Consider the following 17,208-nt stretch of genomic DNA (forward strand, 5'->3'; position numbering starts at 1 on the left):
GAGACAGATCTACATCTTGGACGAGCCGGAAAGCGCGCTTTCGCCGACGCGCCAGATCGAACTGCTCAAGCTGCTCGGGCGGATGGACCAGTCCGGCACCGCGCAGGTGATCATGGCGACGCACTCGCCGCTGCTGATGGCCTGTCCCGGCGCGCGCCTGTTCCGCATCAGCCGCTTCGGGCTCGACCTGGTCGATTTTCGCGACACCGACCACTTTCGCATGATGCGCGATTTCTGCGGCGATCCGGATGGTTTTCTCGCTGAAGCGCTGTATGAGGACGAGGCATGAACCACGACAGCTACGACAACACCTATATCGCCGGCATCCTCAATTCGGTGAAGACCGTCGCCATGGTCGGCGCGTCGCCCAACGACGTTCGGCCGAGTTTTTTCGTGCTGAAATACCTGCTGGCCAAGGGGTTCTCGGTGTTCCCGATCAATCCTGGCCATGCCGGCAAGGAAATTCTCGGCCGTACCGTCTACGCAAGCCTCGCCGACGTGCCGCAGCCGGTCGACATGGTCGACATCTTTCGTGGCTCGGTCGCGGTGCCGGGCATCCTAGATCAGATTCTGCGGCTCGATCCCTTGCCGAAAGTGGTCTGGATGCAGCTTGGCGTGCGCAATGACGAGGCGGCTGTCCGCGCCGAGGCCGCCGGCATGAAGGTGGTGATGAACCGCTGCCCGAAGATCGAATACGGCAAGCTGTCGGGCGAGATCGGCTGGACCGGCGTCAATTCCGGCGTGCTGTCGTCCAAGAAGCCGCTGATGCGGCAGGGCTTCCAGAGCTTCGGCGTAAGGCAAAAATAGCCCGGCTGCCGCGGCGCAAAATTATTCCGGGAAGAATAGGATTTTCTCGGGCGTTCGTCGCGGATCCCTCGCCGAAAGGTATTTTCTTCTTTGCATTCATGGCCGGCCTTCGCCAAGAATGCCCGGCGATTTCTTGCGCAGGTTCCTGAGGGAGTTTTCGATGACGCGTACGCCCGGTTTCAACACGCTCGCCATTCATGCCGGCGCCAAGCCCGATCCGGCGACGGGCGCCCGGGCGACGCCGATCTACCAGACCACCTCCTATGTTTTCGATGACGCCGACCATGCCGCTTCGCTGTTCGGCTTGAAGGCCTTCGGCAACATCTACACCCGCATCATGAACCCCACCCAGGCGGTGCTCGAGGAGCGCGTCGCGGCGCTCGAGGGCGGCACCGCGGCGCTGGCGGTCGCATCCGGCCACGCCGCGCAGATACTGGTGTTCCACAATCTGATGCAGCCGGGCGACAATTTCGTCGCCGCGACAAGGCTTTACGGCGGCTCGATCAACCAGTTTGGCCACGCCTTCAAGAATTATGGCTGGGAGGTTCGCTGGGCCGACACCAACGATGTCTCAACCTTCGAAAGCCAGATCGACGACAGGACCAAGGCGATCTTCATCGAGAGCCTTGCCAATCCGGGCGGCATCTTCGTCGACATCGAGAAGATCGGCGACATCGCCCGCAAGCACGGCCTGCCGCTGATCGTCGACAACACGCTGGCCTCGCCCTATCTGGTGCGGCCGATCGAGCACGGCGCCGACATCGTCGTCCATTCGCTGACCAAGTTCATCGGCGGCCACGGCAATTCGATCGGCGGCGCCATCGTCGACGGCGGCACCTTCGACTGGTCGAAGTCGGGCAAATATCCGATGCTGTCAGAACCGCGCCCCGAATATGGCGGCATCGTGCTGCACGAGACCTTCGGCAATTTCGCCTTTGCGATTGCCGCGCGCGTACTCGGCCTGCGCGACATCGGCCCGGCGATCTCGCCCTTCAACGCCTTCCTGATCCTGACCGGACTGGAGACGCTGCCGCTGCGCATGCAGCGCCACTGCGACAATGCGGCGAGCGTCGCCGGCTGGCTTTCGAACCATCCCAAGGTCGCGTGGGTGAGCTATCCCAGCCTGCCGGGCGACAAGAACAACGCCCTGCAGAAGAAATATTCGCCGCAGGGCGCGGGCGCGGTGTTCACCTTCGGTCTCAAAGGCGGCTACGCGGCGGGCGTCAAGTTCGTCGAGGCGCTGGAGCTTTTCTCGCATCTTGCCAATGTCGGCGACACCAAGTCGCTGGTCATCCATCCGGCCTCGACCACGCACCGCCAGCTTTCCGACGAGCAGAAGATCAAGGCCGGCGCCGGGCCGGACACGGTCCGTCTTTCGGTCGGCATCGAGGACGTCAACGACATCGTCGCCGACCTCGAACAGGCGCTGGACAAGGTCTGATGGCGGCGCCGAACTTTCTCTCCGTCGATGTCGCAAGCGCCGAGCCGGAGGCCGGCGCGCCTGCTCCGGACCGGCTGATTTCGGGCGATCCGAAGTTTCGCACCTGGAATGTCGAGGAGCGGGACGGTGGCCTCTATGCCGGCATCTGGGAATCGACGCCCGGCAAGTGGCGCATCGTCTATGACGAGTGGGAGTTCTGCCACATCCTGTCCGGCGTCTCAGTCATTTCCGAGGACGGCGGCGAGGCGCGCACCGTCAGGGCCGGCGACAGCTTCGTGCTGCGGCCGGGCTTCAAGGGCAGTTGGGAAGTGCTTGAAACCACCCGCAAGGAATATGTGATCAAGCTCTGACCGCCTGCCAACCGGATCAGAGAAGGCGGTCGATTTCACTGCCGGAGAATCCGTATTCGCTCATCATCTGCCGGTGCCAGGGGCCGCCGAGCAGCTCGCCCAGGCAGGAATCGATGCGCTGGCGCAGGGGCGCATTGCCTTTGGCGAGCGCGAAAGCGCCGGCCGCCGGCTGCTTTTCCTCGGCCGTAACATCGATGACGGCGAGCGGCGCGTCGGGCCGTCCGGCCAGGTAGCCGCGATGCGCCATGGCGACGCTGGCATAGGCATGCACCACGCCGGCGGCGACGGCCTCGGCCGCCTCGGCCTGGGTGCCGAAGGTCCTGATCCGCTTGGCCGGAATGCCGTTACGCAGCGCCGTCTGGTGCTGGATCTGGCCTGATATGACACCGATCATGCCGGTCTGATCCATGGCGACCGAGCGATAGCCTACGAAACCGCGCGGATTGCCCTTGGCGACCAAAAGGCCGTCCGGCAGGGACCAAATCGGCCGGGTGAAATCGACCAGCTTCGCGCGTTCGTCGGAAACGAACAGCCCCGTGGTCATGTCCCACCGGTCCTCGACCAGTCCCGGCAGCAGTTCCGCGAACTCCGCTTCGACGGCCGAAAAGCCTTCCAGCCCCAATGTCTGGCAGACTTTCTCCGCCAGCACCGCGTCGCAGCCGTGCAAGGCGCCCGAGGAATCGGTGAAGCAGAATGGCGGTTCCTGCAGGAAGGCGAATCTCATGGTCCCGATATCCGTCCGTCGCCTGTCAGAAGGCCACCGCGAGCCGTTCCAGCCCATGGAAATGATAGCTGTCGCGGAAGCGCGGCTCCTCGGCGAGGTGGAGCTTTGGCCGCCGCTCGAACAGGGTCTTCAGCGAGACCTGCAGTTCGAGCCGCGCCAGCGGCGCGCCGATGCAGAAATGGATGCCGGCGCCGAAGGAGACGTTCTTCTGGTCGGCCCGGCCGGGATTGAAGGCCTGCGGCGCAGCGAAGGCGGAGGGGTCGCGGTTGGCCATGCCGAGCAGCAGCGCAATCTTGTCGCCAGGCTTGAGCACGATGCCTGGCTGGACTTCGATCTCCTCATAGGCATAGCGCAGGAACATGTGCAGCGGCGCGTCGAAGCGCAGGCATTCCTCGACCGTGGCCGCGGTCGCCTCCGGCGTGGTGAAGAAGCGGCTGGGGTCGCCGCCCTGCGCCAGGATCGCGCGCACCGCATTGCCGGTCTGGTGCACGGTCGCTTCGTGGCCGGCATTGAGCAGCAGAATGGTCGATGACACCAGTTCGTCCTCGGACAGTTTCTGGCCGTCCTCCTGCGCAGAAATCAGAAGCGAAAGCAGGTCGTCGCCCGGCTGCTTGCGCCGCTCGGCGACGTACCCGCGCAGGAAATCGGAAAAGTCGCGCGCGGCGCGGTTGGCGGTCTCCTCGGTCTCGCGCGTGCGGCCATGCATGTACATGGCGACGATCTGGTGCGACCAGTCGAGCAGTTGCGGCGCCATCGCCACCGGCACGCCGAGCATTTCGGCGATGATGGTGATCGGCAAGGGCGACGCAAAGGCAGGCAGAAGGTCGACCCCGGCGGGCTCGAAGCTGTCGATCAGTTCGTTGGCCAACGCCTCGACGCGTGGCCGCAGCCGCTCGACCTGGCGCGAGACGAAGGCGCGGTTGACCAGCGTCCGCAGTCTGGTGTGGACCGGCGGCTCCAGTTCCAGCATCGAATTGGCCTCGATGCCGTCGAAGGCGGCGAGATGCGAACGGTCCTGGCCGACGCCGCGGCTGTCGGGAATGCCGGCCGGGTTCTGGCGGCCGAAGCGGCGGTCGCGCAAGAGCCGGTTGACGTCGTCGAAGCCGCCAAAGCACCAGAAACCGTAGTCCTCCCAGAAGAAGGCGTCCGCGGCGCCCTGCAGGAAGGCATAGGCGTCGTACGGGTTCAGGAAGAAGGCCGGTTCGTGCGGGTCGAGCCGCAGGCGACGGCCGGCGGGATCGAAGGCAAGGTAGGCGGGTGGCGGCATCAAATCGGTCATGCTGGATCATTAGCGCGCCTTGCCAGCCCGGTGCCAGACCGTATCTTGGCGCCCGGCAACCCGATGAATTGAGCCAGCGGGGACCGCTGTGGAAGGATGGTTTCGATGAATGTGATCGTGGTCGGCGCCGGCATCGCCGGACTTTCGACGGCGTGGTCGCTTGTCAAGGCCGGGCACAGCGTTTCGATCGTCGAGCAGGGGCCGATCCCCAACCCGCTTGCCGCATCGGGGGACCATCACCGCATCATCCGTCGCGCCTACCGCGCCGGCACCGGCTATGGCAGGCTGATCACGGAGGCGTATGACGCCTGGGACGAGATGTGGGCCGATCTCGGCGAGAGCCATCTCGATGCCAGGGGTTTCCTCTGCATCTCGCGTGAGCCCGGCGACGAGGCCGAGGAATACCGCGAAGGCCTGGAGGAGGGGAACTTTCCCTTCGAGTTGCTCGACCCGGCCGCCGCGGTCGAGCGCTGGCCTTTCCTGGAGCCGGGCTCATTCCGCTATGCCTATTTTTCGACCGAGGGTGGCGCTCTGCATTGCCGCAGGATCGCCTCCGGCCTCTCTGCATGGCTGCGCGCCAACGGCGCCAATGTCTACGAACACAGCAAGGTGGTCGAGGTCGATGCCGAGGCCGGTCGGATCACGCTGGCCGGCGGCGAGACGATGCAGGCCGACCGCATCGTGGTCACTGCCGGCGCGTGGGTGCTGAAGCTGTTCCCGGAGCTCGGCGGTGAATTGAAGACCTATCGCACCGCGCTTGCTTATGTCGAACCGCCAGCCGATCTTAGGGTGGCCTGGGAAACGGCGCCCGTCATCCTCGATGTCGGCGGCGTCACCGACGGCTACATGATCCCGCTGACGCGCGGCGCCGGCATGAAATTCGGTTCGGGCCTGCACAAGGTGCCGACCAGCGACGCCGATCGGAACCGGGCGCCGGTGCCGGGCGAGGGGGAGGTGATCCGCAACCTGTTCTCGCCGCCGATCGCCCGCATCGCTGAATACAGGGTGACCGAGGTCGTGACCTGCGCCTACACCTTCACCGCCGACGAGAAGTTCTTGGCGCACGAAAGGGGCAAATGCCTGGTCGTCTCGGCCTGCTCCGGTCATGGCTACAAGTTCGGCGCGGCGGTCGGCAGGCGTGTCGCCAAAGCCGTTGGCGACGGTGATGTCGGCGGCCTCAAGAAGTGGCTGCGGGCAGAGGTGGCCTAATCCCGGCAATGGCGCTCGATATGCACGCGCCGCCAGTGCGTGGAGCCTTCCCTGACCAGAACCCGACGCGCCACCCTCTGGTATGAGGGCGCGATCTCGGTGATGCGCCGCCGCTCCGGCCGTACCAGCACCTCCCGGGCGACGCTCTCATATTCGGCCGGAAGGACCACGCGCCGCACACGCTCGGGTTCGATGACCACGGTTTCGGCGACCCGCGCATAGCGGGCCTTGCGCCACACCTTGCACAGTACCTTGCGGCCGTGGATGATGCGCCATTCCCAGGCATAGCCGCCATCGTCAACCTTGACCGTGTGGTAGACGGTGCGGCTGACGGCCGGCACCACCTCGTAGCTGACGCGGGCTGGCGCGATCTGCTCGACGCTCTCGCGCGTGCCGTAGATCGGCGCATCGTAGTCGACGAGTTGGCCGCCGGGGCTGACCATCAAGTCCTCGTAAACGGTATCGTAGACCGCCGGCCTGCGGATCGGCTCGTAGCATTCGAGCGCGCGGGCGCCGGCAGCCGTTTGCGATATCGTGGCAAGGATGGCGAGGCCCGCCACGGCCAGGGATGCAGGGCTTTTGCGGATCATGACATTCCCCCATGGAAAAGAACGCCAGTTCAACGCGGAAGTTGTAGCGGAAGCTCCGTGCCCGGAAAGCGGTTTTGCGGCTTTTCGTTAAGGGGCGCGGTTAAGAAAGTGCTACCGTTTCGGAGTGCCCCGGGAGCCGGTTCGTCGAAAGACGCTTCGCTCCCGCCTTTCGTGGTGGTAGCGCTTGATTCGGCTTAACCAGATGGCTAGGAGGGGCGGCCTTGCGTTAGGGTGAGCCGGCATCCTATTTACATCCTAACGATCCAGAACCGATTCTGCCCGATTGCTCATACTCCCCGGCGCCGGAATCCCATCTTCAAAAAGGGATAGTCCATGAAGAACCCCGTCGAAACCTACATGAACCTCGTTCCGATGGTGGTCGAACAGACCAATCGCGGCGAGCGGGCCTACGACATTTTCTCGCGCCTGCTGAAGGAGCGCATCATCTTCATCACCGGTCCGGTCGAGGACGGCATGGCGACGCTGGTTTGTGCACAGCTTTTGTTCCTCGAGGCGGAGAACCCGAAGAAGGAAATCAACCTCTACATCAATTCGGCGGGCGGTGTCGTCACTTCGGGCATGGCGATCTACGACACCATGCAGTTCATCAAGCCGGCGGTGTCGACGCTCTGCATCGGCCAGGCCGCCTCGATGGGCTCGCTGCTGCTTTGCGCCGGCCACAAGGACATGCGCTTCGCCACGCCGAACGCCCGCATCATGGTCCACCAGCCGTCCGGCGGCTTCCAGGGTCAGGCCTCAGACATCGAACGTCATGCCCAGGACATCATCAAGCTGAAGCGCCGCCTCAACGAGGTCTACGTCAAGCACACCGGCAAGAGCTATGACGAGATCGAAAAGACGCTCGACCGTGACCATTTCATGACCGCCGACGAGGCCAAGGACTTTGGTCTGATCGACAAGGTCATTTCGTCGCGCGAGGCCGCCGAAGTCGCCGCCGCATAGGCCCCGGTTGGCAGCCTGGTGGCGGGAAAACACGCTTTTGGCGTGGCTTGCGGCATTTCGGCCACAATTGGCTGTTCCCTCGACGGGTGGGATTGCCTACGTTAAGGCTATGTTGATTTTCGACGGCTTAGCTTTGTGTGGGGTTGCTGCGAATCGTTGCCGCGTCTTCTGATTTGTGTTTCGTACGGAATACGCTGTGTGAGCTGGGACACTGGCGGTAGCGCATTCTCGCGATAGATTGATGAGACGCCCTTGGCCAGACCATCGGCGGGCGGGCGGTGAAAGGACAGGAAAATGAGCAAGGTCGGCAACAACGGCGGTGATTCAAAGAACACGCTCTACTGCTCGTTTTGCGGCAAAAGCCAGCACGAGGTGCGCAAGCTGATTGCCGGTCCGACGGTCTTCATCTGCGATGAATGCGTCGAGCTCTGCATGGACATCATCCGCGAGGAGAACAAGACCTCGATGGTGAAGTCGCGCGAGGGCGTGCCGACCCCGCAGGAGATCCTCAAGGTCCTCGACGACTATGTCATCGGCCAGCCCTACGCCAAGCGCGTGCTGTCGGTGGCTGTTCACAACCACTACAAGCGCCTCGCGCACGCCGGCAAGAACAACGATGTCGAGCTGGCCAAGTCCAACATCCTTTTGATCGGCCCGACTGGTTGCGGCAAGACGCTGCTGGCGCAGACGCTGGCCCGCATCATTGACGTGCCCTTCACCATGGCCGACGCCACGACGCTGACCGAGGCCGGCTATGTCGGCGAGGACGTCGAGAACATCATCCTCAAGCTGTTGCAGTCGGCCGACTACAATGTCGAGCGCGCCCAGCGCGGCATCGTCTACATCGACGAGATCGACAAGATCTCGCGCAAGTCCGACAACCCCTCGATAACCCGTGACGTGTCGGGCGAGGGCGTGCAGCAGGCGCTGTTGAAGATCATGGAAGGCACCGTTGCCTCGGTGCCGCCGCAGGGTGGCAGGAAGCACCCGCAGCAGGAATTCCTGCAGGTCGACACCGCCAACATCCTGTTCATCTGCGGCGGCGCCTTCGCCGGGCTGGACAAGATCATCTCGGATCGCGGCCGCAAGACCTCGATCGGCTTCGGCGCCACGGTCGCTTCGCCCGAGGATCGCCGCACCGGCGACATCTTCCGCCAGGTCGAGCCCGAGGATCTGCTGAAGTTCGGCCTGATCCCCGAATTCGTTGGCCGTCTGCCCGTGCTGGCGACGCTGGAAGATCTCGACGAGCCGGCGCTGATCCAGATCCTGACCGAGCCGAAGAACGCGCTGGTCAAGCAGTACCAGCGCCTGTTCGAGATGGAGAATGTCGACCTGACCTTCCACGAGAACGCGCTGTCGGCGATTGCCAAGCGCGCCATCGAGCGCAAGACCGGCGCGCGCGGCCTGCGTTCGATTATGGAAGCCATCCTGCTCGACACCATGTTTGAACTGCCGGCACTGGAAGGCGTGCGTGAGGTGGTAATTTCGGAAGAGGTGGTGTCCGGCAACGCCCGGCCGCTCTATATCTATTCCGAGCAGAAGGAAAAGAAGGGCTCCGTCAGCGCCTGATCGGGGTCCGGCATTTGAATTCTCTTGAAACGGCGCCGCGAGGCGCCGTTTTGCTGAGAGGGCGCCTTGCCTGGCCGATGGAGTAGGATGAACGGACCGTGTTTGCCCTTGATCTTTGCCGCTTACACATCCAACTAACAGCAGAAGGCCGTGGTGCCGAATTCTGTGCTGTAAAACTCCCGTCACAAACGGTGGTAGGCGGAACGATCCTCGGTCGTTAATATGAGATTCGCGGTTGGCTCAATTAGCGGCCGCGACATGAAAGGTTGGACAATGGCCAAAATATCCAGGGCTTCCGGCGACGGCGTCTTCGCGGTCCTCCCGCTGCGCGACATCGTTGTGTTTCCGCACATGATCGTTCCGCTCTTTGTCGGGCGCGAAAAGTCGATCAAGGCGCTGGAAGAGGTGATGGGTCAGGAAAAGCAGATCCTGCTTGCGACCCAGATGAACGCAGCCGACGACGATCCCGAGCCCGATGCGATCTACGACATCGGCACGCTCGCCAATGTGCTGCAATTGCTGAAGCTTCCCGACGGCACCGTGAAGGTGCTGGTCGAAGGCGCCTCGCGCGCGAAGATCGTTTCGTTCACCGATCGCCCCGACTTCCATGAGGCCCGCGCGTCGGCGCTGGTCGAGCCGGAAGAGGAGGAGGTCGAAATCGAGGCGCTCGCCCGCTCGGTCGTCACCGACTTCGAGAACTACGTCAAGCTGAACAAGAAGATCTCGCCCGAAGTGGTCGGCGCCGCCAGCCAGATCGACGACTATTCCAAGCTCGCCGACACGGTTGCCTCGCACCTCGCCATCAAGATCCCCGAGAAGCAGGAGATGCTGGCCACGCTGTCCGTCAAGGAGCGGCTGGAAAAGGCGATGGGCTTCATGGAAGCCGAAATCTCCGTCCTGCAGGTGGAGAAGCGCATCCGCTCGCGCGTCAAGCGCCAGATGGAGAAGACCCAGCGCGAGTACTACCTAAACGAGCAGATGAAGGCGATCCAGAAGGAGCTCGGCGAGGGCGAGGACGGCCGCGACGAGGCCGCCGAGATCGAGGCGCGCATCAAGAAGACCAAGCTCTCCAAGGAGGCCCGCGAGAAGGCGGAAGCCGAATTGAAGAAGCTGCGGACGATGTCGCCCATGTCGGCGGAATCGACCGTCGTGCGCAACTATCTCGACTGGATCCTGTCGATCCCGTGGGGCAAGAACTCCAAGGTCAAGCATGATCTGGCCTTCGCGCAGAACGTGCTCGACACCGACCATTTCGGTCTCGACAAGGTCAAGGACCGCATCGTCGAGTATCTCGCCGTGCAGAGCCGCCAGAAGAAGATCAAGGGGCCGATCCTGTGCCTCGTCGGTCCTCCCGGCGTCGGCAAGACCTCGCTCGGCAAGTCGATCGCCAAGGCGACCGGCCGAGAGTTCATCCGCATGGCGCTCGGCGGCGTGCGCGACGAGGCCGAGATCCGTGGCCACCGGCGCACCTATATCGGCTCGATGCCCGGCAAGGTCATCCAGTCGATGAAGAAGGCCAAGAAGTCCAACCCGCTCTTCCTGCTCGACGAGATCGACAAGATGGGCCAGGACTTCCGCGGCGACCCGTCATCGGCCCTGCTCGAGGTGCTCGATCCTGAGCAGAACTCGACGTTCATGGACCACTACCTCGAGGTCGAATACGACCTGTCGAGCGTGATGTTCGTGACGACGGCGAACACGCTGAACATCCCTGCGCCGCTGATGGACCGCATGGAGATCATCCGTATCGCCGGCTATACCGAGGACGAGAAGATCGAGATCGCCAAGCGGCACCTGATGCCGAAGGTGATCCGCGACCACGCACTGCAGCCGAAAGAATTCTCCGTCGGCGAGGACGCGATCCGCGGCATCATCCAGACCTACACCCGCGAAGCGGGCGTGCGAAGCCTGGAGCGTGAGCTGATGAAGCTCGGGCGCAAGGCGGTGACCGAGATCCTGAAGACGAAGAAGAAGTCGGTCACCATCACCGCCGACAATCTCGCCGACTATCTCGGTGTGCCGCGCTACCGTTTCGGCCAGGTCGAGGCGGACGATCAGGTCGGTGTCGTCACCGGTCTTGCCTGGACGGAAGTCGGCGGCGAGCTGCTGACGGTCGAAGGCGTCATGATGCCCGGCAAGGGCCGCATGACGGTGACCGGCAATTTGCGCGACGTGATGAAGGAATCGATCTCGGCGGCGGCCTCCTATGTCCGCTCGCGTGCTCTCGATTTCGGCATCGAGCCGCCGCTGTTCGACAAGCGTGACATCCACGTCCACGTGCCGGAGGGGGCAACCCCGAAGGACGGCCCGTCGGCTGGCGTGGCAATGGCGACCGCCATCATCTCGGTGCTGACCGGCATTCCGATCAAGGCCGATGTCGCCATGACCGGCGAGATCACGCTGCGCGGCAGGGTGCTGCCGATCGGCGGTCTCAAGGAGAAGCTGCTGGCCGCGCTGCGCGGCGGTATCAAGAAGGTGCTGATCCCGGAAGACAACGCCAAGGACCTGGCGGAGATCCCGGACAACGTGAAGAACGGCATGGAGATCATTCCGGTCTCGCGGGTCGGCGAGGTGCTGCGCCACGCGCTGGTGCGGATGCCGGAGGCGATCGAGTGGGTCGAGCCGGTAAACGCGCCGGCCGCGGCCGACAGTGGCGACGATGCCGGAAAGTCGCTTGCGCATTAGTTTTAGCTAAAGTTGCAGCGCACAAAACGAAAGCCGGGTCTCGCGCCCGGCTTTTTACTGTGAAAAACCCCGGAATTCCGGGCTTTTTTCGGATTTTTTCCGCTTTTTCGACTTGGTTGCAGGAACGCTTCTTTCTAAAGTCCGTTTCCTGCCGGATGAGTCGAAAGTTCCGGTTTTCTCATGGAAGGGAATTTTGATGAACAAGAACGAACTGGTGTCCGCTGTCGCCGATGCCGCGAGCATTTCGAAGGGTGACGCCCAGTCAGCCGTCGATGCGGTGTTTTCCGTGATCACTGGCGAACTGAAGAAGGGCGGCGATGTCCGGCTTGTGGGCTTCGGAAATTTCACCGTGTCAAAACGCGCTGCTTCGACCGGCCGCAACCCGCAGACCGGCGCCGAAGTGAAGATTCCGGCGCGCACCGTGCCGAAATTCTCGGCCGGGAAGGGCCTCAAGGACGCGGTCAACTAAGACCTTTTTCTTTAAAGATCAGAAAAGCCGGGCTTGCCCGGCTTTTCTTTTGCCCATCGCCAGCAGGGCGGATCAGCCCGTCGGCGCGTCCGCGCGCAGCAGCCCTTCCTGCTTCAGGTCGACCCACAGGGCGGCGGGCAGCTTGACGTCGAGCAGCGCGCGGTTGCTTTCGACCTCGGCCGGCCGTTGACCGCCGGGGATTACCGACACGACGGACGGATGCTGCAGCGGGAACTGCAGCGCCGCCTCGATCAGGCGCACCCTGTGGCGCTTGCAGACCGCCTCGATGCGCGCCACGCGATCGAGCACCTCCTTCGGCGCCTCCGAATAATCATAGAAGGCTCCCGGCTTCGGCCCCGTCGCCAGGATGCCGGAATTGTAGGGGCCGCCGAGCACGATGCCGATGCCGCGCTTTTGGCAGAGCGGCAGGAAGGATTGCAAAGCCTCCTGCTCCAGCAGCGTGTAGCGCCCGGCCAGCAGGAAAAGGTCGAAATCGCCGCGCTCGGCCAGCGCCTCACAGACCTGCCATTCATTGATGCCGCCGCCGAAGGCCTTGATCACGCCCTGGTCGCGCAGCGAAAGCAGCCCGTAATAGCCGGAGGACATGAACTCCTCGATGCGACGGTCGGACGCCTCCTTGCTGCCATGGGTGAAGATATCGACGTCGTGGACGAACAGGATGTCGATGCGGTCGACGCCGAGGCGTTCCAGCGAAGCCTCGAAGGAGCGCATGACGCCGTCATAGCTATAGTCGTAGACCTCTTGGCGCGACGGCGTGTCGAAGAACTTGCCGATGCCGGTGCGCTGATCCGGCGGGCAGGCGCGCATCAGGCGCCCGACCTTGCTCGACAGCACATAGTCGTCGCGCTTCTTGCCGCGCAGGAACGGGTTGAGCCGGGTTTCCGACAGGCCGAGACCATAGAGCGGCGCGGTGTCGAAGTAGCGGCAGCCGGTGTTCCAGGCCGCTTCCAGCGTGGCATGGGCGTCCTCGTCGGAGACGGCGCGGTAGAGATTGCCGAGCGGCGCCGTGCCGAAGCCGAGCTCGGTAAAGTCGATGCCGCCATTGCCGATGCGGTCGAAATGCCGTGTCTTCATGTCGTGGAGTTTTCCTGGGGCTGATTTGTCTGACATGACACTATCACGCCCGTGGCACAGCAAAAGCGTTGACGACCGTTGGACGCGCATTTTCGCGGTGATAGCATGAACAAAAACAAGCTGTTCGGGGAAAGCGTGAAGCAAGGATCGCCACTGCGTTTCGAGGCGCGCACAAAGGTGGAAAGCGCATGACTGGCGCCGGCACGGATCTGTTCGCGATCGCGCTGAACGAGCTCGGCGACGTGTTGGCGAAGGTGGACGAGGCGCGCATCGACGCCGCCTGCGACCTGCTCGCCGGCGCCGGCAAGATCGCCGTCTATGGCTGCGGCCGCGAGGCGCTGCAGATCAAGGGCTTCGCCATGCGGCTCTACCATCTCGGCCTGTCGGTATCGGTGGTCGGCGACATGACCACACCGCCGCTCGGCAAGGGCGGTGTCTTCCTGGTCAGCTCCGGACCGGGCGAGACCACCACGGTGCTGACCCTGATGCAGGTTGCCCGGGCCGCAGGCGCAAAGGTGCTGCTGCTCACCGCCGAGGCCGAGGGCAGCGCCACGAAGCGCGCCGATTTCACCTTGCTCATTCCGGCGCAGACCATGGCCAGCGACCAGGGCACGGCAAAGACCTCCGTCTTGCCGATGGGGTCGCTGTTCGAGGGCGCGCTGTTCCTGCTCTTCGAGGTGATGGTGCTGAAGCTCAAGGCGCTGACCGGTGCCTCGCCGGAGGCCATGCGCGCCCGCCACACCAATATGGAGTAGGGCGATGCGTTACGAATTGATGCTGCCGCACCAGATCCGCAAGGCGATCACGGAGAACTGGCCGGTCGCTCTGCCGCTCGGCGTGCTCGAGTACCATGGCGAGCACATGGCCGTCGGCATGGACACGCTGGCCGTCGTCAAGACGCTCGAGCTGTTCGAGAAGGAGGCCGACATCGTCATCCTGCCGCCCTTCTACTACGGCGCCGCGAGCTATGCGGTGGCGCCGCCGGAAGGCAGCGGCTCGGTGCAGGTCGGCGGCAATCAGCTGGCGCCGTTCGCCGAGGAGCTGTTCTTCAGCCTGCTGCGCATCGGCTTTCGCAACATCCACGCCATCATCCACCACCAGACCGAGAATTTCGCCGCCGGCATGCCGACCGATCTCGCTTTCAAGGCCGCCGGCCGGCAAGCGATCTTCCGCTTTCTGGAAAAAGAGCGCGGCGAGGGCTGGTGGGGTTCAGAGGCGATGGCGGACTACTATGCAGGCCATGCCAAGGGCGAGAACTTCTTCAATTGGGTCCAGGTGCATCCGCTGATGTCGGCCGCCATGAACGGCCGGTACCCGTTCGACCATGCCGGCATCGGCGAAACCTCGCTGATGCTGGCGCTGTGCCCCGAAGCGGTCGACGCCGGCCGCCTCGCCGACAATACAAGCTGGTACACGGCGAGCGCGCCGGAAGCTTCGGCCGAGCTGGGCAGGAAGGGCGTCGCCATGATCCTCGAGCATTTAAGGTCGATCCTGCGGGCCTAGCTCCCCCTTCTCCCCTTGTGGGAGAAGGTGTCGCCGAAGGCGACGGATGAGGGGTGCTCCAGGGAATGCCGACGTCTCACTCCGCTGGAACACCCCTCATCCGTCTCGGCGCTGACACGCCGATCCACCTTCTCCCACAAGGGGAGAAGGGGAGGCGGCTACTTCACCGCGCCGGCCGTCATGCCCATGATCAGGTAGCGTTCCAGAAGGATGCCGATGACGGCAAGCGGCGTGATGGCGGCGGTGGCGAGTGCGGCCATCGACCACCAGTTGATGCCTTGCGACCCGGTCTGGCTCGCCACCATGACGGGAATGGTCTTGGCGTCGGTCGAGGTCAAAAGCGCGGCGAAGAAATACTCGTTCCAGCACAGCACCATCGCCAGGATGAAGGCGGCGACCATGCCGGGAAGCGCGATCGGCATGACGATGCGGAAGAAGGCGCCCCAGATCGACAGGCCGTCGACGAGCGCTGCCTCCTCGAGCTCGACCGGGATCGAATTGAACTGGTCGCGCATGATCCAGATGACGATCGGCAGCACCATCAGCGTGTAGAGCAGGATCAGCCCGACGCGCGTATCGAGCAGGCCGACCTCGCGGTAGAGCACCAGGAAGGGCAGCGCCAGCACCACCGGCGGCAGGATCAGCTGCGACAGGAAGAAGAAGGAGATGTCCTCGTTCTTGAACCAGGCGAAGTGGTAGCGGTAGCGGGTCAGGCCGTAGGCGGCGAGGCTGCCGATGATGATGGCGAGGCCGGATGCGCCGACCGAGGCGATGACCGAATTCATGAAGCGCTTGAAGAACTCGTCGCGCACGGTCGAGGTCTGCGTGATCGAGTCCGGCGACAGGCCGAGCGAGCGCCAGCCCTTCCAGTCAGGCTGGAAGTCGACGAACGGGATCAGATGGCCCTGGGTGACGTCGACCGCCGATTTGAATGACGTCGTGATCGTCCAGTAGATCGGGAAAAGGCAGATGAAGGACCAGAACACCAGCGCGCCATAGATGAAGACGCGGCTGGTCAGGAAGCTCGCCGGCGAGCTGATTTCGGAGACGGAATAGTCGGTGGTCTGGACGCTCATGTTGCCGGCCGCTCAGTTGACGTTGCGCACGAAGCGGCTGGCGAATTTCAGCAGCCAGGTCACGAACACGATGATGATGACGAGATAGGCCATGGCCAGCATCGTGCCGTAGCCGACATTCGAGCGGTCGCGGTACTCGCGGTAGATGAAGCTCGACACCGAATCCGTGGCGCCGCCGGGCCCGCCCGACGTCACCGTGATGATGATGTCGGCCAGCTTCAGCTTGAAGATGATGCGCAGGATCACCGCTGTCACCGACACCGGCAGCATCAGTGGGAAAGTGACCTGCCAGAAGGTCTGCCAGGCGGTGGCGCCGTCGACGCGCGCCGCCTCAAGCACCTCGCGCGACATCGCCTGCAGGCCGGCAAGCAGCATGATCATCATGAACGGGATGAAGGTCCAGGCATCCAGCACCATGATCGAGATGCGGGCGGTGATCGGGTTGGAGAAGAAGGCGGGATTGTCCCAGCCGAGGTATCGCGCCAGCGTCGCCGCCGGGCCGAAGCGATACTCCATCAGCGACTTGCCGATCATCCACGACACCGCGACCGGCGACAACATCAGCGGCATCAGGAAGACGACGCGGAAGAATTTGCGGGCGCGGATCTGCGCGTTGAGGAGCAGCGCCAGGCCGAAGGCGATGACATATTCGACGAACACCGCGAGCACATACAGCACCATGTTGAACAGCGCGTTGCGGTAGTAGGGGTCGGCCAGCATCTGCCAGAAATTGTCGAGCCCGTTGAACTTGCGGCCGGAGAAGGAACTGAGGTTCCAGTCGGTCAGCGCGATGTAGAAGCCGAACAGGGTCGGGAAGACCACCATGGCAATGGTGAACAGCAATGCGGGAAGCAGGAACAGCGCGCGCTGGCCGTCCTCGCCGCGCGTCAGCACCTGCCCAATGCCCAGCGCCACGCCCCACAGCACATAGGCATAGACGATCGGCCGCCAGGTATCGAAGCCGAGCGTGGTGACTTCCGTCTTGTAGAGGATCTGCAGCGCGATGACGGCGAGCAGGCCGAGCGTCGCCGCGGCCATCAGGGCGAAACCGAGCCGCTTGCGGCCGGGTGCGATCAGATCGGCTGGAACGCCGTTTGCCGGCCATGCATTGGTTGGCAAGGTCTGGTCAGCCACGCGTCCCGTCCGTCGATACAAAAGCTTACGACCGGCCCGTCCGGTCAAAACAGGGTCCGGCGGCTTTGCGTCGCCGGACCCCGGTTCATCATACGATCAGGCTACACGCCGAGCGAGGCTTTGTAGAGCTTGATCTGGTTTTCGCGGCCGATCTGGTCGGTCAGCTTCTCCCAGGCGGCGGCGATGGCATCGGCGCCTTCCTGCGCCTTCATCTTGCCGGCGAAGGTGTTGGCCAGGATGTCCTCGGCGGCGCTGTAGTACTGGAAGATGCCGGGGATACGCGGCTCGATCGCCGCGTTCGGATGATTGTAGCT

General features: G+C 63.6%; 17 protein-coding genes and 1 pseudogene. 11 read left to right on the forward strand and 7 right to left on the reverse strand.

Annotated features, from left to right (window positions below; translation table 11 throughout):
* The 4 genes from EN781_RS05700 to EN781_RS05715 form a co-directional block, all read left to right on the forward strand.
* A partial coding sequence (locus EN781_RS05700) for an AAA family ATPase (RefSeq protein WP_145965449.1) occupies positions 1-289 on the forward strand: 289 nt, incomplete at its 5' end.
* Positions 286-807: a CoA-binding protein gene (locus EN781_RS05705; RefSeq protein WP_126054902.1), complete on the forward strand. Its 522-nt coding sequence runs from the start codon at positions 286-288 to the stop codon at positions 805-807. The genes EN781_RS05700 and EN781_RS05705, both read left to right, overlap by 4 nt.
* A gap of 160 nt (positions 808-967) precedes the next feature.
* Positions 968-2,248, forward strand: coding sequence for an O-acetylhomoserine aminocarboxypropyltransferase (locus EN781_RS05710; protein ID WP_126054901.1), 1,281 nt, complete (start codon positions 968-970; stop codon positions 2,246-2,248).
* Positions 2,248-2,598 carry a cupin domain-containing protein gene (locus EN781_RS05715; RefSeq protein WP_126054900.1) on the forward strand — a complete coding sequence of 117 codons (351 nt, stop codon included), beginning with the start codon at positions 2,248-2,250 and terminating at the stop codon, positions 2,596-2,598. Before EN781_RS05710 ends, EN781_RS05715 begins: the two co-directional genes overlap by 1 nt.
* A gap of 16 nt (positions 2,599-2,614) precedes the next feature.
* Here EN781_RS05715 and EN781_RS05720 read toward each other — a convergent pair whose 3' ends face one another.
* Entirely contained in the window at positions 2,615-3,322 is a 708-nt protein-coding gene (locus EN781_RS05720) for a transporter substrate-binding domain-containing protein (protein WP_126054899.1), read from the reverse strand.
* A gap of 25 nt (positions 3,323-3,347) precedes the next feature.
* Positions 3,348-4,601, reverse strand: a complete 1,254-nt coding sequence (locus EN781_RS05725; RefSeq protein ID WP_126054898.1) for a cytochrome P450 — start codon at positions 4,599-4,601, stop codon at positions 3,348-3,350.
* A 105-nt stretch (positions 4,602-4,706) separates the two neighbouring features.
* On the opposite strand from EN781_RS05725, the gene EN781_RS05730 reads away from it, so the two are divergent.
* Positions 4,707-5,810, forward strand: coding sequence for an FAD-dependent oxidoreductase (locus EN781_RS05730; protein WP_126054897.1), 1,104 nt, complete (start codon positions 4,707-4,709; stop codon positions 5,808-5,810).
* Here the strand turns inward: EN781_RS05730 and EN781_RS05735 are convergent.
* Positions 5,807-6,400: a hypothetical protein gene (locus EN781_RS05735; RefSeq protein WP_126054896.1), complete on the reverse strand. Its 594-nt coding sequence runs from the start codon at positions 6,398-6,400 to the stop codon at positions 5,807-5,809. The two genes, EN781_RS05730 and EN781_RS05735, sit on opposite strands and share 4 nt — an antisense overlap.
* 333 nt (positions 6,401-6,733) lie before the next feature.
* Here EN781_RS05735 and EN781_RS05740 point away from each other — a divergent pair, with 333 nt between their 5' ends.
* The 4 genes from EN781_RS05740 to EN781_RS05755 all read left to right on the forward strand — a co-directional run bounded on the left by EN781_RS05740 (position 6,734) and on the right by EN781_RS05755 (position 12,086).
* Positions 6,734-7,363 (forward strand): ATP-dependent Clp protease proteolytic subunit, encoded by a 630-nt coding sequence (locus EN781_RS05740; RefSeq protein ID WP_127399846.1) that lies wholly within the window; start codon positions 6,734-6,736, stop codon positions 7,361-7,363.
* 294 nt (positions 7,364-7,657) lie between these two features.
* Complete coding sequence (gene clpX, locus EN781_RS05745) at positions 7,658-8,932, forward strand: ATP-dependent Clp protease ATP-binding subunit ClpX (RefSeq protein WP_126054894.1); 1,275 nt, start codon at positions 7,658-7,660, stop codon at positions 8,930-8,932.
* Positions 8,933-9,205: 273 nt separating this feature from the next.
* Complete coding sequence (lon, locus tag EN781_RS05750; RefSeq protein ID WP_126054893.1) at positions 9,206-11,617, forward strand: endopeptidase La; 2,412 nt, start codon at positions 9,206-9,208, stop codon at positions 11,615-11,617.
* Between the two features lie 196 nt (positions 11,618-11,813).
* The gene (locus tag EN781_RS05755; protein WP_006201846.1) at positions 11,814-12,086 is read left to right on the forward strand and encodes an HU family DNA-binding protein; all 273 of its coding nucleotides are present in this window, start codon (positions 11,814-11,816) and stop codon (positions 12,084-12,086) included.
* 72 nt (positions 12,087-12,158) lie between these two features.
* Here the strand turns inward: EN781_RS05755 and EN781_RS05760 are convergent, their stop codons facing one another.
* Positions 12,159-13,181, reverse strand: a complete 1,023-nt coding sequence (locus tag EN781_RS05760) for an aldo/keto reductase (RefSeq protein ID WP_126054892.1) — start codon at positions 13,179-13,181, stop codon at positions 12,159-12,161.
* A gap of 188 nt (positions 13,182-13,369) precedes the next feature.
* Here EN781_RS05760 and EN781_RS05765 point away from each other — a divergent pair, with 188 nt between their 5' ends.
* Both EN781_RS05765 and EN781_RS05770 read left to right on the forward strand, forming a co-directional pair.
* Positions 13,370-13,936 (forward strand): SIS domain-containing protein, encoded by a 567-nt coding sequence (locus EN781_RS05765; RefSeq protein ID WP_126054891.1) that lies wholly within the window; start codon positions 13,370-13,372, stop codon positions 13,934-13,936.
* A 4-nt stretch (positions 13,937-13,940) separates the two neighbouring features.
* Complete coding sequence (locus tag EN781_RS05770; protein WP_126054890.1) at positions 13,941-14,684, forward strand: creatininase family protein; 744 nt, start codon at positions 13,941-13,943, stop codon at positions 14,682-14,684.
* Positions 14,685-14,842: 158 nt separating this feature from the next.
* On the opposite strand, the gene EN781_RS05775 is transcribed toward EN781_RS05770, so the two are convergent.
* The 3 genes and pseudogenes from EN781_RS05775 to EN781_RS05785 form a co-directional block, all read right to left on the reverse strand.
* On the reverse strand, positions 14,843-15,760 hold the full coding sequence (locus EN781_RS05775) for a carbohydrate ABC transporter permease (RefSeq protein WP_126054889.1): 918 nt from the start codon (positions 15,758-15,760) through the stop codon (positions 14,843-14,845).
* A gap of 12 nt (positions 15,761-15,772) precedes the next feature.
* The gene (locus tag EN781_RS05780) at positions 15,773-16,894 is read right to left on the reverse strand and encodes a sugar ABC transporter permease (RefSeq protein WP_126054888.1); all 1,122 of its coding nucleotides are present in this window, start codon (positions 16,892-16,894) and stop codon (positions 15,773-15,775) included.
* Between the two features lie 101 nt (positions 16,895-16,995).
* A pseudogene (locus EN781_RS05785) lies at positions 16,996-17,208 on the reverse strand (sugar ABC transporter substrate-binding protein); the annotation flags it as partial.

This window comes from Mesorhizobium sp. M4A.F.Ca.ET.090.04.2.1 (assembly GCF_003999085.1).
Taxonomy (GTDB): domain Bacteria; phylum Pseudomonadota; class Alphaproteobacteria; order Rhizobiales; family Rhizobiaceae; genus Mesorhizobium.

Bases quoted from the DNA above. Each gene is read 5' to 3' on its own strand.
- EN781_RS05705 (WP_126054902.1), top strand. From the start codon at position 286: ATGAACCACGACAGCTACGACAACACCTATATCGCCGGCATCCTCAAT.
- EN781_RS05710 (WP_126054901.1), top strand. From the start codon at position 968: ATGACGCGTACGCCCGGTTTCAACACGCTCGCCATTCATGCCGGCGCC.
- EN781_RS05715 (WP_126054900.1), top strand. From the start codon at position 2,248: ATGGCGGCGCCGAACTTTCTCTCCGTCGATGTCGCAAGCGCCGAGCCG.
- EN781_RS05720 (WP_126054899.1), bottom strand. From the start codon at position 3,322: ATGAGATTCGCCTTCCTGCAGGAACCGCCATTCTGCTTCACCGATTCC.
- EN781_RS05725 (WP_126054898.1), bottom strand. From the start codon at position 4,601: ATGACCGATTTGATGCCGCCACCCGCCTACCTTGCCTTCGATCCCGCC.
- EN781_RS05730 (WP_126054897.1), top strand. From the start codon at position 4,707: ATGAATGTGATCGTGGTCGGCGCCGGCATCGCCGGACTTTCGACGGCG.
- EN781_RS05735 (WP_126054896.1), bottom strand. From the start codon at position 6,400: ATGATCCGCAAAAGCCCTGCATCCCTGGCCGTGGCGGGCCTCGCCATC.
- EN781_RS05740 (WP_127399846.1), top strand. From the start codon at position 6,734: ATGAAGAACCCCGTCGAAACCTACATGAACCTCGTTCCGATGGTGGTC.
- clpX (WP_126054894.1), top strand. From the start codon at position 7,658: ATGAGCAAGGTCGGCAACAACGGCGGTGATTCAAAGAACACGCTCTAC.
- lon (WP_126054893.1), top strand. From the start codon at position 9,206: ATGGCCAAAATATCCAGGGCTTCCGGCGACGGCGTCTTCGCGGTCCTC.
- EN781_RS05755 (WP_006201846.1), top strand. From the start codon at position 11,814: ATGAACAAGAACGAACTGGTGTCCGCTGTCGCCGATGCCGCGAGCATT.
- EN781_RS05760 (WP_126054892.1), bottom strand. From the start codon at position 13,181: ATGAAGACACGGCATTTCGACCGCATCGGCAATGGCGGCATCGACTTT.
- EN781_RS05765 (WP_126054891.1), top strand. From the start codon at position 13,370: ATGACTGGCGCCGGCACGGATCTGTTCGCGATCGCGCTGAACGAGCTC.
- EN781_RS05770 (WP_126054890.1), top strand. From the start codon at position 13,941: ATGCGTTACGAATTGATGCTGCCGCACCAGATCCGCAAGGCGATCACG.
- EN781_RS05775 (WP_126054889.1), bottom strand. From the start codon at position 15,760: ATGAGCGTCCAGACCACCGACTATTCCGTCTCCGAAATCAGCTCGCCG.